This is a genomic window from Bacillus mycoides (assembly GCF_000832605.1).
In the GTDB taxonomy this organism is placed as follows: domain Bacteria; phylum Bacillota; class Bacilli; order Bacillales; family Bacillaceae_G; genus Bacillus_A; species Bacillus_A mycoides.
The window spans coordinates 4,971,108-4,985,358 of record NZ_CP009692.1 but is presented as its reverse complement, the minus strand read 5'-3'; the positions used below and the strand labels follow the sequence as shown (position 1 = coordinate 4,985,358).

13 protein-coding genes and 1 riboswitch are annotated in these 14,251 nt (G+C 36.2%); of the genes, 8 read left to right on the top strand and 5 right to left on the bottom strand.

The annotated features are described in order from the left end of the window. The first annotated feature begins 9 nt into the window (after positions 1–9). The 4 genes from kdpA to kdpDN are packed head-to-tail and all read left to right on the top strand — an operon-like array spanning position 10 to position 5,591. Entirely contained in the window at positions 10–1,677 is a 1,668-nt protein-coding gene (gene kdpA, locus BG05_RS27365) for a potassium-transporting ATPase subunit KdpA (protein WP_002125340.1), read from the top strand. Positions 1,678–1,690: 13 nt separating this feature from the next. Next, positions 1,691–3,781, top strand: coding sequence for a potassium-transporting ATPase subunit KdpB (kdpB, locus tag BG05_RS27360; protein ID WP_002125344.1), 2,091 nt, complete (start codon positions 1,691–1,693; stop codon positions 3,779–3,781). A gap of 17 nt (positions 3,782–3,798) precedes the next feature. Continuing rightward, entirely contained in the window at positions 3,799–4,380 is a 582-nt protein-coding gene (gene kdpC, locus BG05_RS27355; protein WP_002125346.1) for a K(+)-transporting ATPase subunit C, read from the top strand. 56 nt (positions 4,381–4,436) lie between these two features. Further along, complete coding sequence (kdpDN, locus tag BG05_RS27350; protein WP_003187435.1) at positions 4,437–5,591, top strand: KdpD-like non-kinase potassium sensor; 1,155 nt, start codon at positions 4,437–4,439, stop codon at positions 5,589–5,591. 19 nt (positions 5,592–5,610) lie between these two features. On the opposite strand, the gene BG05_RS27345 is transcribed toward kdpDN, so the two are convergent. Further along, positions 5,611–6,789 carry an MFS transporter gene (locus BG05_RS27345; RefSeq protein ID WP_033733794.1) on the bottom strand — a complete coding sequence of 393 codons (1,179 nt, stop codon included), beginning with the start codon at positions 6,787–6,789 and terminating at the stop codon, positions 5,611–5,613. 140 nt (positions 6,790–6,929) lie between these two features. On the opposite strand from BG05_RS27345, the gene BG05_RS27340 reads away from it, so the two are divergent. The 4 genes from BG05_RS27340 to BG05_RS27325 all read left to right on the top strand — a co-directional run bounded on the left by BG05_RS27340 (position 6,930) and on the right by BG05_RS27325 (position 9,028). Continuing rightward, positions 6,930–7,391 (top strand): MarR family transcriptional regulator, encoded by a 462-nt coding sequence (locus BG05_RS27340; RefSeq protein ID WP_002125351.1) that lies wholly within the window; start codon positions 6,930–6,932, stop codon positions 7,389–7,391. A 130-nt stretch (positions 7,392–7,521) separates the two neighbouring features. Continuing rightward, positions 7,522–8,376, top strand: a complete 855-nt coding sequence (locus BG05_RS27335; RefSeq protein WP_002140445.1) for a patatin-like phospholipase family protein — start codon at positions 7,522–7,524, stop codon at positions 8,374–8,376. A 127-nt stretch (positions 8,377–8,503) separates the two neighbouring features. After that, positions 8,504–8,707 (top strand): hypothetical protein, encoded by a 204-nt coding sequence (locus BG05_RS27330; RefSeq protein ID WP_000432819.1) that lies wholly within the window; start codon positions 8,504–8,506, stop codon positions 8,705–8,707. Positions 8,708–8,755: 48 nt separating this feature from the next. Next, a complete protein-coding gene (locus tag BG05_RS27325) occupies positions 8,756–9,028 on the top strand; it encodes a hypothetical protein (protein ID WP_000143386.1) in 273 nt (90 codons plus the stop codon). Between the two features lie 27 nt (positions 9,029–9,055). On the opposite strand, the gene BG05_RS27320 is transcribed toward BG05_RS27325, so the two are convergent. From BG05_RS27320 to BG05_RS27305, 4 genes are all read right to left on the bottom strand, one after another. Next, positions 9,056–10,051, bottom strand: coding sequence for an ABC transporter permease (locus BG05_RS27320; RefSeq protein WP_001054974.1), 996 nt, complete (start codon positions 10,049–10,051; stop codon positions 9,056–9,058). Beyond that, entirely contained in the window at positions 10,035–11,522 is a 1,488-nt protein-coding gene (locus BG05_RS27315) for a sugar ABC transporter ATP-binding protein (protein ID WP_002125354.1), read from the bottom strand. The genes BG05_RS27320 and BG05_RS27315 overlap by 17 nt, the downstream gene beginning before the upstream one ends. Further along, a complete protein-coding gene (locus tag BG05_RS27310) occupies positions 11,519–12,631 on the bottom strand; it encodes a sugar ABC transporter substrate-binding protein (protein WP_002125355.1) in 1,113 nt (370 codons plus the stop codon). Before BG05_RS27310 ends, BG05_RS27315 begins: the two co-directional genes overlap by 4 nt. A gap of 87 nt (positions 12,632–12,718) precedes the next feature. Continuing rightward, a riboswitch (SAM riboswitch) is annotated at positions 12,719–12,824 on the bottom strand. Positions 12,825–12,916: 92 nt separating this feature from the next. Next, the gene (locus tag BG05_RS27305) at positions 12,917–14,218 is read right to left on the bottom strand and encodes an NCS2 family permease (RefSeq protein WP_002029878.1); all 1,302 of its coding nucleotides are present in this window, start codon (positions 14,216–14,218) and stop codon (positions 12,917–12,919) included. Positions 14,219–14,251 lie beyond the last annotated feature (33 nt).

The following is a 14,251-nucleotide window of genomic DNA, read 5'->3' as shown; positions in this document are numbered from 1 at the left end:
TCATTCATTATGATTTGGGTTGCAGTCGTTATTACAATGCTCTTGTTTATTTTAGTAGCAAAGCCAACGGGGATTTATTTAGAGAAAGCCTTTCAAGGTAGCAAGAAGCTAGATAAAGTATTCGGGCCTTTTGAGAAACTTATTTTTAAAATTACAGGTGTAAAAGGATACAATCAAACGTGGAAACAGTATGCATTATCATTAGTTCTACTCAATGGATTTATGATTGTCGTCGTATATTTCATTTTCAGATTACAAGGTGTATTGCCATTAAATCCAGCGCATATTGAAGGGATGGAGCCTACGCTCGCTTTTAATACAGCGATTAGTTTTATGGCTGATACAAACTTACAACATTACAGCGGTGAAAATGGTTTATCTTATTTATCACAATTAATCGGGATTACATTTTTAATGTTTGCGGCACCAGCAACGACGTTAGCCATCGTTATGGCATTTATAAGAGGGCTCGCTGGAAAAGAACTTGGTAACTTTTTCGTTGATTTTACGAGAGCGTTAACGAGAGTTTTTCTTCCTATCGCATTTATTGCGGCGTTAGTCTTTGTCGCACTTGGTGTACCACAAACGTTAGATGGGGCGGTTACAGCACAAACAATTGATGGTGCGAAGCAAAGTATTTTACGTGGTCCAGTTGCATCATTCGTTTCCATTAAGGAACTTGGAAATAACGGCGGAGGATTTTTCGGAGCAAACTCTACACATCCTTTCGAAAATCCAGGGCAAATGAGTAATATTTTGCAAATGATGCTTATGATGTTATTGCCAACAGCACTTCCATTTACGTACGGAAGAATGGTAGGAAATAAAAAACAAGGACGTATCCTTTTCGTTTCACTATTTATGGTGTTTTTACTCGGATTTATAACGATTACTACATCTGAATTAAATGGTAATCCGGCATTAAATGGAATGGGTATCGAACATGTACAAGGAAGTACAGAAGGAAAAGAAGTGCGATTTGGAACAGTATTTTCTTCACTATACGCAACAGTAACGACAGCTGCTGAAACAGGGGCCGTTAATACGATGCATGATACGTTAACACCAATTGGCGGATTAGTACCACTCGTAAATATGATGTTGAATACAGTATACGGTGGTGTTGGAGCGGGCTTTATTAATATTATTATGTATGCAATTATTGCAGTCTTTATATCTGGATTAATGGTCGGAAGGACACCAGAGTTTTTAGGTAAAAAGATTGAAGGTAAGGAAATGAAATTAATTGCAGTAACGATTCTATTTCATCCATTACTTATTTTAGGATTTTCAGCATTAGCTCTTTCAACAAGTTTAGGAACGGATGCGATTTCTCACTCCGGTTTTCACGGTTTAACGCAAGTTGTATATGAATACACATCGTCAGCTGCGAATAACGGATCTGGATTTGAAGGATTAGCAGATAATACACCGTTTTGGAATATTACAACTGGTTTAGTTATGTTTTTAGGACGTTATTTCAGTTTAATTACGATGCTAGCTGTGGCAGCTTCATTGAAAGAGAAGACGGTAGTACCAGAAACAGTCGGAACGTTCCGTACGGATAATGGTTTATTTGGAGGAATCTTTATTGGAACGATTGTAATTGTTGGTGCGTTAACATTTTTCCCGATGTTAGTACTCGGCCCAATTGCAGAATTTCTTACATTGAAGTAATGGAGGGTAAATGATGAGACCGGTAGTAGTAAAAGAAAAACAAGTAAATCAGTCACAAATACATGCTGTAGAAGATGAAGTTAGACAAGCGAAAACGATGGATCGTGATATCGTGACACATGCGATGAAACAATCCTTTGCGAAATTGAACCCGAAAGTAATGATAAAGAATCCGATTATGTTTGTTGTGGAAATTGGATTTATCATTACGTTAATTTTATCCTTTCTTCCAAGTATTTCTAGTAGTGTACCAGGATGGTTTAATATAACAGTTTCTCTTATTCTATTATTTACAGTTTTATTTGCTAACTTTGCAGAAGCGTTGGCTGAAGGTCGTGGTAAAGCGCAAGCCGATTCTTTAAAACAATCGAAGAAAGATGTGTTTGCAAACGTTGTAAAAGAAAATGGAGACATTGTTCAAGTTTCAGCAACTGATCTGAGAAAAGGTGACGTTGTTATTGTAAAACAAGGAGAAATGATTCCGAATGATGGTGAAGTAATTAAAGGATTAGCGTCTGTAGATGAATCTGCAATAACAGGAGAATCAGCTCCTGTTATAAAAGAAGCGGGTGGTGATTTTTGTTCCGTAACAGGCGGTACGATGGTCGTAAGTGATGAAATTACAATTGTAATTACGAGTAATCCTGGTGAATCATTTATTGATAAAATGATTTCGTTAGTAGAAGGGGCTGCACGTCAAAAAACGCCGAATGAGATTGCTTTAAATACAGTATTAACGAGTTTAACGCTTATTTTCTTAATCGTTGTTGTGACGTTGCCGATTTTCACAAATTATCTAGGGTTTCAAATTGATACTGCTGTACTTGTAGCGTTGTTAGTTTGTTTAATTCCAACGACAATTGGTGGGTTATTATCAGCGATTGGTATTGCCGGGATGGACCGCGTGACAAAGTTTAATGTGCTAGCAATGTCAGGGAAAGCAGTAGAAGCTGCGGGTGATATTAATACAATTATTTTAGACAAAACGGGTACGATTACTTTCGGGAACCGTATGGCACATACACTACTCCCTGTGGGAAATGAAACGATTGAACAAGTAGGAAAATGGGCTGCGATTAGCTCAGTTTTAGATGAAACACCAGAAGGTCGATCTGTTATAGAATATGTACAAACGAAATCTATATCATATAATAGAGAAATTGCAGAACAAGGTGAATTTGTTCCATTTAAAGCAGAAACAAGAATGAGCGGTGTTGATTTACAGGATGGAACGAAAGTGAGAAAAGGTGCTGTTGGTGCCGTGATTGAATGGGTTCAATCGCAAGGCGGGATGATTCCAAAAGATGTGAATCAAAAAGCAGATTTGATTTCAAAAGAAGGCGGAACACCACTTGTAGTTGCAGTAGACAATCGTATTTACGGTTTAATATATTTAAAGGATACAGTGAAACCTGGTATGCGTGAACGTTTTGAACAATTGCGCCAAATGGGGATTAAAACGGTTATGTGTACAGGTGATAATCCGTTAACAGCAGCAACAATTGCAAAGGAAGCAGGAGTAGATGAATTCGTTGCTGAGTGTAAACCAGAAGATAAAATTGCGGTTATTAAAGCAGAGCAAGACAAAGGGAAACTTGTAGCGATGACAGGTGATGGTACAAATGATGCCCCGGCATTAGCGCAGGCGGATGTTGGATTAGCGATGAATAGTGGTACGACAGCTGCGAAAGAAGCAGCGAATATGATTGATCTAGATTCGAATCCAACAAAAATCATTGAGGTTGTAGGAATTGGTAAGCAATTGTTAATGACGCGTGGTGCGTTAACAACGTTTAGTATTGCAAACGATATAGCAAAATACTTTGCAATCATTCCAGCGATGTTTACATTAGCAATTCCGCAAATGGAAGCATTGAACATTATGAAATTAACATCGCCACTTTCAGCGATTTTATCAGCATTAATATTTAATGCAGTTATTATTCCACTACTAATTCCGTTAGCGATGAAAGGTATTGCGTATAAACCGATGAGTTCTAATGCATTGCTTAGCCGAAACTTACTCATTTATGGGCTTGGTGGAGTTATCGTTCCATTCATTGGAATTAAAGTAATTGATATGATTGTCGGCTTGTTCATATAAGGAAGAGGGGAAAAAAGATGGCGAAAAAACAAAGTATACTTTCACCAATTATTCGTATTACTTTTACATTTCTAGTTTTGTGCGGCCTCGTATACCCACTTATTGTAACTGGTATTGCGCAAGCGGTAATGAAGGATAATGCGGATGGAAGTCTTATATATAATGATAAAGATGAAGTAGTTGGTTCAAAATTAATCGGTCAAAATTTCACAGATCCACGTTATTTTCATGGACGTGTCTCTAGTATAGAATATAAAGCAGAAGCATCTGGTTCAAATAACTATGCACCGTCTAATCCAGATTTAGCAAAACGAGTTGAGAAAAGTATTGATGACTGGAAGAAACAAAACCGGGCCATTCCAGTTACAGAAGTACCAATAGATTTAGTGACGAATTCAGGTTCAGGGCTTGATCCTGACATTAGTCCGAAGGCGGCTTCTGTACAGGTAGATCGCATCTCGAAATTAACGAATATTCCGAAAGAAAAGCTAGATCAATTGATTAAGGATCAAACGGAAGGTGCAGCGCTTGGCTTGTTTGGAGAAGATCGCGTGAACGTCTTAAAGTTAAATTTAGAATTACAGAAACTAATGAAATAGTAACAGTGCTACCTCAATCTAACGGATTGAGGTAGCGTTGTTTCGAAAGAAAGGTTGTGAGTGTTTTGTATGCGGATGACTATAAACCGACGTTTCAAAGGCGAACGCCAGAAGAGTATTTAGAATATATTCGGCAGCAAAATCGCGGAAAGTTAAAGCTATACGTAGGGGCTGCACCTGGAGTTGGGAAAAGTTATAAAATGCTATTTGATGCAAGAGAGATGAAAAAAGACGGTATTGATATTGTAGTTGGTTTAATTGAAACACACGGTAGAAAAGAGACGGAAGAAGCAATTGCTGATTTAGAAAAAGTTCCTTTAAAAGAAATAGATTATAAAGGGAAAGTATTTTATGAACTTGATGTAGAAGAAATTATAAAGCGGGCACCACAAATTGTTGTTGTGGATGAACTTGCGCATAGTAATATTCCCGGGTCGAAAAATAAGAAACGTTACATGGATGTGCAGGAATTGTTAGATGCCGGTATATCTGTATTATCAGCGTTTAATATTCAACATTTAGAAAGCGTTCATGATATTGTAGCTCAAATTACGAATGTCAAAGTACGAGAGCGTATTCCAGACTTTATTTTACAAAATGCAAATGAAATTCAGCTTGTTGATGCAACACCTGAGGTACTCCGGAAGAGATTAATAGATGGAAAGATATATAAGGAAGAAAAAATTCAACAAAGCTTACAAAACTTCTTTACGATAAATAATTTAGGGGCATTAAGAGAGTTATCACTTCGAGAAGTTGCAGATGATATGGATGAGAAAATTAGCCAAACAGTAATAGAACCGATCGGTGTGAAAGAAAAAATTCTCGTTTGTGTACAATACAGTTCAACAGCAGAGAAATTAATACGGAGAGGTTGGCGCATGGCTGATCGGCTAAATGCTGAATTGTATGTGTTAAACGTTGAAAGAGAAAATATAGATTCTATTTCAGCTGGCAAAAAGCAAACGATTGAAGAATGGAAATCGCTAACGAATCAATTTGATGCGAGCTTTGTATTAGAAGAAGCAAAGGGAAGAAAGCCCGCTGATGTTATTATTGAAGTTGCAAAAAGACTACAGGTGACACAAGTTTTACTCGGGCAATCGGCGAGAACACGGTGGGAAGAAATACGAAAAGGTTCTATTGTAAATGAAATTATGAGACAAACGAAGTATATTGATATTCATATCGTTGCTGATCAAAGAGCTTAAGAGACCATCTATAGGTCTCTTAAGCTCTTTGTGCAGCATGGGAATGTAGCATTTTCATTGCGTGTAAAACTATAAGTAGAAATATAATTGCCCCTAGGAAGAAAATCCAAAAGTAATTTTGATTAAATAAAAGAAACCCACCTACAATAGGCCCTGTACCCATACCAAGATAGCGAATGAAGTTGTACATACCGATGGCAGTTGCGCGTTCTTGTACGAATTCTTCCGTTAATAAAGTAGTGTGAGTCGGCATAGAAAGTCCCATACTAAAACCGTATAAAGAGGTAACGATAATTACGGATGGGGTATTGATGCTATATGTGAAAGAGAATAAAGTGACACATATAATGTTGAAGAAACTAGTGATGAATAAAGCCTGCTTTGTTGTGAAATGTTTTTGCAAAAATTTGTAGCAATAGCTTCCTAATATAAGAGAAAGGGACATCGGTACAAACATAAGACCAATTTCGCTTGCGCTTAGATGAAATATATTTGTTAATATGCTAGGTAAAAAAACGAGGAAACAGAAATATATACAAAATTGAATAAAGCCAATAAGTGTAATGGAAAATCCAGTTTTATTTTTTAAGATAAGCCAGTAATTCTTTTTTGCTTTAGGTTTCTCAATTACATTTGGTTTTGTTTCTGGAAGTAGTGAAATGTTTATAATTAATAAGATGATGCCAATTGTAGATAAAAAAAGAAATACAGATAAGTGGCCATTTATACTGCCGAGATAGCCACCTATGAGAGGACCGATTGCAGGTGCGAGAGCAAGTAACATTTGATAAAGGCTCATCGCTTCTCCGCGTTCTTTTCCTTCAAATAAATCACCGATAATCGTTGCTGCAACTACAGGTATAGCCGCTATTCCTATAGCTTGAACAGCTCTAAAAAATAGAAATAAGTAAATGTTTGGTGAGAAAGCACAACCAATTGAGCCGATTGTACTAATGATTAAACTAGGGATAAGGACAGATTTTCTTCCCTTTGTATCAATTAAAGGTCCGTATATGAGCTGCATAACCGCAAGAACGAATGTGAAAAGTGAAACGGTTAAATTTACAAGATAAAGAGAAGTATGAAACGAATTTTGAATCATCGGCAAGATAGGTGTATAAATATTTTGAGCGAAGGAACCGAGTAAGGCACTCATACAGACAACATATAAAATGAAATTCAGTTTGGTTTTTTCCATAATGTTAACCTCCTTGTCATTTGGTTTCCTCGGAAACTAAATTAATTTTAACATGATTTTCTCACTTGTAAAGATGAAAAAATGATTTTAAAATGGTATATAGTTAAATTGTTTCTTTGGAAACTTAGGAGGCGAATGGATTGGAACGTACAGCGAAACAAATGGAAATACTTTCGGATATTCGTACACTTTTTCATAAAAAAGAAGAGCATTTGAAAGAAAATAATGAGAAGTTTCTTCGTGAGACAGGTGTAAGTGGTATGTCTTTATCTGAGTTACATGTTATCGAGTGTATCGGAAAAAATGGTCTGATGAATGTAACTGCTATTGCAACAGAAATGGGAATGACGAAAGGCGCAATCTCTAAAATTTGTACAAAGTTGTTTCAAAAGCAATTCGTTGAGAAAATGCAAATGTTAGATAATCAAAAAGAAATTTTCTTCCGCTTAACGGAAAGAGGAAATGAAATATATAAAGCTCATGAAAAATTGCATAAACAAGCTGAAGAAAAGTGGCTGTTACTTTTAGATGGATATACGAAAGAAGAGCAAGATTTTATTCAAAGGTTTATAAAGGATGTCTCTGGTCATTTGGAAATATAATTGGAAGAAAAAACCCCTCCATTTCAAGCCTTTTCAATATAATTTCTGAAAGAACTCATATATAATAGAAAAAGATACTTAACATAGTGAATAATTAAAGAGTCAATATATATAAAGAGGAGAGAATAACATGCTTGAAAATACGGGGTTAGTATTAGAAGGCGGCGGTATGCGTGGTGTATATACGGGCGGGATATTAGAATATTTTATGGAACAAGATTTATATTTTCCATATGTAATTGGTGTATCAGCTGGTGCTTGTCATGCAGCGTCGTATCTTTCCAGACAAAGAAATAGAAATAAAACAGTAAATATTGATTATGCATCACATCCGCAGTATTTATCGTATAAAAACTTGTGGAAAAAACGTCAGCTATTTGATATGGAATTCATTTTTCATGAAATTCCAGAAAAGCATGTACCGTTTGATTTTGAAACATACTTTAATAGTCCAGAGCGTTTCCTTGTAGGAACAACTGATTGTGAAACAGGACAGTCTGTTTATTTTGAAAAAGAGGGAACGAATGATGATGCACTAAATTTATTGCAAGCATCTAGTTCATTACCTTTCATTGCACCGGCAGTAAACTACCGAGGTAAGCAATTGTTAGATGGCGGGATTTCAGATCCGATTCCAGTTCGTAAAGCACAGGAAGATGGATTTAAAAAATCAGTCGTTATTTTGACGAGAAATCATGGTTACGCGAAGAAAAAATCAAAATTTGGTTGGATTGCAGCAAAGGCTTATAAGAAGTATCCAAACCTTGTAAATACGATGCTGAATCGTTATGAAGTGTATAATGAAACACTTCACTACATTGAAAAAGAAGAGCAAGCTGGTAATTTATTTGTTATTCGCCCAGAAGTGCCGCTTCAAGTAGATCGTATGGAAAAGGATACGGCTAAATTACAAAGTTTATATGAGCAAGGCTATGAAGATGCAAAGAGACAATTTGCAGATTTACAGGCGTTTTTGCAAAAATAATAATTAGGCTGTGGAGAAGGAGTTCTCTGCAGCCTTTTTTATTATTGGTTTCAATACCGAATGTTGGTTATATACATTTTGGGATTATGGTATAATATGGATAAAAGTATGTAGAGAGGTGATACATATGGAAAATGTATATAAAGGGCTTAGACATACTGGATTTACAATGTTGCTTATTTTTGGTGGCGTATTTCTACTGCGCTGGTTCATTCATGATGAAATGTTATTAGATCAGCTTATTGGTTTTAGTATAGGAATGGTAATGGTTATTTCATCAGTGTTCATTCAAAAGTATAGTAAAGAATTGCAGGTAAATGAGAAATATTAAAGGTTTCTAACCTCTTTTAAGTAGTTTGGTCGTAGAGGAGGCTTTCATATGACTTTTTTATTTGCGGTATATTTTGTTTTTATTATGACATTGTTAATTACATTTCTTCTTTCTAAAAGATCATTTGAGAAGCCTTTTATTAAATATATACCAGCGTTCATATTGTTTATTTTGGCTTTCATTTCTTCTATTATTTTTATATTTAATAACGGAATGGGAGAGCTTATGATAGCAATCTTCTTAGGTGTTACAGCAATAGCGAACGGTCTTTTGCTTTTTGCGTTGAAAGTAGTTCGTGTGATTGTTGCAAAAGGAAAGTAGCGCATCGGAATTCGATGCGCTACTTTTTTATTTACGCTTCTTTTTAATAAATGAAAAGGCTAAAGCTGCAATTAAAATACTGCCTTTAATGATATCTTGCGCATAATAAGGAACGTTCATCATTGTAAGGCCGTTTAATATGATTCCAATTAATACGGAACCAAGAAATGTTCCGATGACATTTGGTTTCTTAGCACCGAACATTGCATAACCGATATAGGCAGCTGCAACTGCATCCATTAATAATGGGGCGCCAGCTGAAACTTGTCCTGTTCCAACGCGGCTACATAGAATAATACCGCCAATAGAGGCAAGTAAACCGCTAATCATATAAGCATATACACGGTAACGATCAGTAGGAATACCAGCTAGTCTAGCAGCTTCTCGATTCCCACCTGTCATATAAAAGAAACGACCGTACGTTGTTTTTTCTAAAAATACATATGCAATTAAAACGACGATAAGCATGATAATGACAGGGACTGGAATTCCTAACACAGAACCTTGACCGATAAATAAAAAGGATGGAATAAAATGTCCTTTGGCACCAGACATTCCTTCATAAATAGAAGATCCTTTTGAAAATGTTAAGTGTAGTCCATTCACGATATACATGATACTTAATGTAGCTAGTAAATCTGGTAGTTTAATTCGGATAACGAGTAGTGCATTTAATAATCCAACTAATAGCCCACAAAGAATAGGAACAAGGAGTGTGACTAATAGTTCTTGTCGATATAAAATGAGACAGGAAGCAGCGGCAATGGTTGCTAAACTAGCGGTAGAGCCGACTGATAAATCAAATCCATCTACAATTAATGTAAAGGTAACACCAATTGCAAGTAACGTTACGATAGAAATGGAACGTAAAATATCACTAATATTGTTGTATGTTAAAAAAGAATCGTTGACGATAGAGAAGAAAATTGTAACACCTATAATGATAGCAATCGTACTAAATTGATAAAAAAGATGAGTAGGTAAATATAGTTTCTTAGTTTTTGTTTTATGAACGAGATTCAATGGAATAACTCCCTTCAGATAAATGTAAAAGCTGTTCAGGAGATAGTTCGTCTGGTAAGTATTCACCTACAAATTCTCCGTTTGCGAGTATAAGAATGCGATCAGCGATATGTAGTGCTTCATCTTGTTCTCCTGTGAAGTAAATTACGGAACTTCCGTTTTCAGTAATGTTACGAATGAATTGAAAAATGTCTTGTTTTGCAGCTATGTCTACACCTTTAGTTGGCTCGTCCAAAAGAAATAGATTCGGTTTGAATCCATGCCACTTTGCAATGGAGACTTTTTGCTGGTTTCCACCGCTAAGTGAATGAATAAATGCTTTTGGGTCATTGGGTGAAATGCTGAAAGAAGAAATTGCTGTAGTAGCATTATTTACTTCGGTTTGCTTTCGTCTCCAACCTGATTGGTGTAAATTAGTGTGGCTTATAATATCTTCCGAAAGAAATACGCCTTGTTTTCTTCTTTCCTCTGGTACAAGTGCGATCTTTGCTTTAATCGCATCTCGCGGTGTTTTAATTGTTATTGTTTGACCATCTATTTCTGCGTGATAAGTATGACGAGTACCAAATAACGTTTCAGCAAGTGTTGTTTTGCCACTGCCAATTAATCCGTATATCACAACAGTTTCACCTTTCCGTACGGTGAGAGAAAGGGGAGAATGGTCTTTGTGTAATGGAAGTTCTTGTACTTTAAATAATTCTTCGCTCCCTCGTTTTGGCGCTGTATTAATAGGAAGTGTAAGTTGTTTTCCAGTCATCGCTTCCACAATTTGTTGATCTGTAACCTTTGTGATCGCTTCAGAAAGTGCAACTTTACCGTTATGTAATACGGTTACATCATCCGCGAAATTTCGAATCTCTGATAAACGATGAGAAATTAAGATGATGCCAATTCCTTTCAATGTTAAATCTTTTAATAGTTGCCCGAAGGTTTCAACTTCTTTCGGTCCAAGAGAAGAAGTAGGCTCATCTAATAAAAGATAATTTGTATTGTTGGATAAAGCTCTTGCGATAAGAAGTAATTGTTTTTCATGTAATGAGCAGTTTGAAACATCTTCCGAAACATTTAAATCAGCCTGTACAGTTTGCAAATGTTGTTTAGCGAGTGAGACTAATTTTGACTTTGAAAATAGTACTTTATTTTGCATTGCTAAATGATCGATTAGTACATTTTCTAATACAGATAATCCAGGAATAAGTCCGTGATCCACTTCTTGTGTTACGAAAGAAATACCATGTTTTTTTGCATCGCGTGGTGAAGTAAAGGAAATAGACTGATTATCAATTTTTATATTCCCAGCAACTGGTTGAATTTCACCAGTTGCTATTTTTAGTAAAGTACTTTTTCCTGCACCATTCATTCCTAGTAAAGCGTGAACTTTTCCTTTTTGTATGTTAATAGAAACATTTTCTAGTACAGGGGTAGAGATGTGATAAGAATGTGTAATGTTTTGAAGAGAGAATGTCATCATTTTTTCTCCTTCTCTAATTTTTTCATCCAAGGTGAATATGCATCTTTCGAGTCTCCCCAACCGTTTATATGTTTTGATAATTGATCCATCGTTATATTTTCTTGTGGCAAACTATTTTTCTTTACTAAATAAGGTTCTAGTGAATAAATATCTGGCGTTTGTTCACCAGCGATTTTCTTGTATAAGAAACGCACTTGAACTTTACCGACTTCAGCTGGATCGGTTGCAGCCGTAGCAGTCCAAGGTGAATTTTCTTTTTGCATGAGTTGTAAATCTTCATTACTTAAGTCAATGCTGTATACTTTTATATCTGTACGACCAGCTTGTTCGAGTGCTTTGACGGCCCCCTTAGCAAACTCATCCCACGAAGCGAAAATAGCTTGTAAATCACCTTTTTTCGGATATTTTTTTAGTAAAGCCTCTACTTGTGTTTGCGTATCAAGTGGTGTGTTATTACTAGCGGTACCAAAGCGTGCAACTTCTTTTATATTTGGATAACGTTTATAAAAAGCATCAATGATAACATTGCGACGTTCCATTGGAGCAAATCCGCCAACCCATACGACGGCGATATTCCCTTGTCCATTCAGATCTTCCGCTAACGTTTTTAATGATTTCCATGCAAGACTATAGTCATCTTGATCAATAATCGTTACGCCTGGTAAGCGTAGGTCGTTATCAAATGCAACTACAGGAATATTCGCTTGTAATGCTTTTTCTACTCCGGGTTTTAGTGCTTCAGAGCGACCGTGATCAATTAAAATACCATCAACTTTTGAATTAATAGCAGTATCTAGATTTGCTGCCATTTTTGCTAAATCATTATCAGAATTGTAGACTTGCACACTGCCGCCGAATAGCTCGACTTGTTTTTTGACACCCTCAATATATTGAGAGGAAAAAGTTCCGATGGACATTTGCATAATTAATGCGATTTTTAATGGCTTTTTTACTTGGCTTGGAATTTCTGTTTGTAAATGATTTGCTGCTGTAGTAGTTTCTTTCTTCACCGTTTGTTGCTTTTGTGAAGAGATAGCATCTTGTTCATTTGTGCAAGCTGTTAATGCGAGTAAGAGAATAATGAGTACGGTGGAACATAATTTTTTCATAAAAAAATCCCTCCTAAATTAAGAAAAGAGAGGAGGGAGTGAAAATAAAAACGTCTTTTCATATAGAAAAGACGTCTTATCATATTACTCTTATCTTTCAACACAATGTGTTGTAAGAATTAGCACCGTGCCCATAAATGGGTCGGTTGCCGGGCTTCGTAGGGCTCATCCCTCCACCTGCTCTTGATAAGACATTGAATATTTAACTATTTCGAATTATTCCATAAGTGTATGCTGTTGTCAAATGTTTTTTTGTAAATAAAAAATCCCTCACAACGAGGGATTTTAATGTGGTAAGAAAACTAATTGATAAGCGAACAAGATCCCGAATAAATACACAAGTGGGTGAACAGCACGGAATTGTCCTTTTGCCACTTTCATAAGTGGGTATGAAATAAATCCAAGTGCAATACCTGTTGAGATACTTGATGTAAGTGGCATGCTTAAGATTACTAAAAATGCTGGGAATGCTTCATCGAATGTATCCCAATCGATGTGGCGAACTGAGCCCATCATAAGACTACCAACGATAATTAGTGATGGTGCTGTAATAGCTGAAACGCCAGAAACAGCGCTCACTAACGGTCCGAAGAATGCTGCTAATGCAAATAGAACAGCTACTGTAACAGTTGTTAAACCAGTACGACCACCAGCTGCAACACCAGCAGATGATTCAATGTAAGCTGTTGATGGTGTTGTTCCGAACATAGCTCCAATTGTTGCTGAGAATGAGTCAGATAGAAGAGCTCGTCCTGCTTTTGGAAGCTTTCCATCTTTCATAAATCCACCTTGTTGTGCAACGCCAAGTAGTGTACCTGTTGTATCAAATAGTGTAACAAGGAAGAATGAGAAGACAACGCCGTATAATCCGTAGTTAATTACATCAGATACAGCAGTAATTGGATTTGAAACGATAATTCCTTCTGGTAATCCAGGCATTGATGTAACGCCGCTTGAGAATGTTAATTGACCTGTGAAGTAAGCGATAATACCAGTTAATAACATTCCGATAAATAGTGCCCCGTTTATATTTAAAGACATAAGGATAATTGTAATTCCAAGGCCAGCTAATGCTAGTAGAACTGGAGCAGAGTGAAGATCGCCAAGCCCAACTAAGTTTGCATCATTTTTTGTAACAATTCCCGTTAAGCGCAAACCGATAAAAGCAATAAAAAGACCGATACCAGCAGTAAGTGCATGTTTTAAGTTCTCAGGAATTACTTCCATTAATTTCGTACGGAAAGATGTGAATGATAACAAAATTAAAATCATACCTGCTACGAATACAGCAGAGAATGCAATTGCGAAAGTCATGCCTTCATGGGCTTTTACAACAGAATAAGAGAAGTAAGCATTTAATCCCATACCTGGTGCAATTGCGATTGGTAAATTAGTAAAGATCGCCATAAATAATGTTCCGACAACAGCAGCGATAATTGTAGCTGTAAATGCTTGTTCAAACGGAACACCTGCATCCCCAAGGATGACAGGGTTTACGACAATGATATATGCCATTGTTAAAAAGGTAATAATACCTGCCATAATTTCAGTTTTAATAGAAGTTTTATGTTTTGAAAGGTTAAACATATAAACATCCTTTCTTTTTACGAATAATTTTCA

Coding starts and splice junctions, on each gene's coding strand:
- kdpB (WP_002125344.1), top strand. CDS start 1,691: ATGAGACCGGTAGTAGTAAAAGAAAAACAAGTAAATCAGTCACAAATA.
- BG05_RS27345 (WP_033733794.1), bottom strand. CDS start 6,789: ATGGAAAAAACCAAACTGAATTTCATTTTATATGTTGTCTGTATGAGT.
- BG05_RS27330 (WP_000432819.1), top strand. CDS start 8,504: ATGGAAAATGTATATAAAGGGCTTAGACATACTGGATTTACAATGTTG.
- BG05_RS27315 (WP_002125354.1), bottom strand. CDS start 11,522: ATGATGACATTCTCTCTTCAAAACATTACACATTCTTATCACATCTCT.
- BG05_RS27310 (WP_002125355.1), bottom strand. CDS start 12,631: ATGAAAAAATTATGTTCCACCGTACTCATTATTCTCTTACTCGCATTA.
- BG05_RS27325 (WP_000143386.1), top strand. CDS start 8,756: ATGACTTTTTTATTTGCGGTATATTTTGTTTTTATTATGACATTGTTA.
- kdpC (WP_002125346.1), top strand. CDS start 3,799: ATGGCGAAAAAACAAAGTATACTTTCACCAATTATTCGTATTACTTTT.
- BG05_RS27305 (WP_002029878.1), bottom strand. CDS start 14,218: ATGTTTAACCTTTCAAAACATAAAACTTCTATTAAAACTGAAATTATG.
- kdpA (WP_002125340.1), top strand. CDS start 10: ATGATTTGGGTTGCAGTCGTTATTACAATGCTCTTGTTTATTTTAGTA.
- BG05_RS27335 (WP_002140445.1), top strand. CDS start 7,522: ATGCTTGAAAATACGGGGTTAGTATTAGAAGGCGGCGGTATGCGTGGT.